The organism is Allobosea sp. 10N428 (assembly GCF_056394545.1).
The window spans coordinates 1-1067 of record NZ_JBFTIC010000036.1; the positions used below are offsets into that span (position 1 = coordinate 1).

The window sequence follows — 1067 nt, forward strand, 5'->3', positions numbered from 1 at the left end:
GTGTGCGCGGTGTGCGCGAGCGATTGGTTCGCTGCAGGAGGTCACTATGGCAGACAACGAAAATAACAGGGGCCCGCAAGACCGCTCTCGCATCAACATGAACGAGGACTATGAGGTCGCGTACTGGACGAAAGAGCTTGGAGTCACGCGCGAACAACTGGCCGCCGCGGTGAAGAAAGTTGGCGTCAGCGCCGATGCGGTACGAGAGGAACTCGACAAGCGGAGCTGAAACGGAAATAGGCCCGGCCCAGCCGAAGCGAAGCCGGGCCTATCACGATTGCGACGAGAGGGAACGGGTGCCTAGCGCGCACAGTTGGACAGCTAGCAGTGCGTTGCGTGAGGTGTTCCCATGGTCGGCTTGCAATCGTCCGCTTCCGAAGCTCCTGTCCGCCGCCAACGATCGAGCAGGCGAGAGCTCTACCGCGAGAGCTGCCAGGACGAGGACGGAAATCGCTTCATCGTCATAGTGTGGCAGAATAAACCCGGCCTCTCGACGGTGTCCTATTCGCTCGAAGACGGTACGCCTGTGCACTACGAAGACGAGTGCTACTTCGCTACGCCCAGCGGGAAGATGCTGACGCGGTGCGCGGACTGACGGCTGAGCGCTGACAACACCGCTCCTAGGACGCGGCGAGATAAGTAGCCGGCGCCACGCCGCATCGAAGGCGCTCGGAGAGAATGGCAGGAAATCGTGAACGATCCCCGGAATGTGGCCAATTGAAGCGTGGCAGGGCGAAAATTGCTAGATTGAGCTTTCCGATGCCGATCTCAGGGCCATCCTCCGCGGTCGACCTCGGACAGGGGTTTCGAAGGACCGGCAGTGCGCGCCGATGCGCATGATGCCGCCGCTGCGGTGTCCAATTGAAGGGTAATTAAATCGGCCAGCTCGGCCGCCAAGTTTGATCCGGTCCGCAGTTCGCCGTTTGCTGAGTAGGCCCATTTCACTGCAGTCGTACGAGCGTCGATCAGGCGCGTGCTGACGCGCCACCTATCCGCTGACTGGCGAACGCTGCCTTCAACGATGTACAGGTGCGCTATTTGCTTGCCTCGGTCGCCGGCCACCGAAC

General features: G+C 61.0%; 1 protein-coding gene and 1 pseudogene. One reads left to right on the forward strand and one right to left on the reverse strand.

Annotated features, from left to right (window positions below):
* The coding region (locus AC1DDA_RS27385) for a DUF3606 domain-containing protein (RefSeq protein WP_476798092.1) at nucleotides 1-229 on the forward strand (229 nt) is incomplete at its 5' end.
* Nucleotides 230-768: 539 nt separating this feature from the next.
* On the opposite strand, the pseudogene AC1DDA_RS27390 reads toward AC1DDA_RS27385, so the two are convergent.
* Nucleotides 769-1067 (reverse strand): annotated as a pseudogene (locus tag AC1DDA_RS27390) (hypothetical protein); the annotation flags it as partial.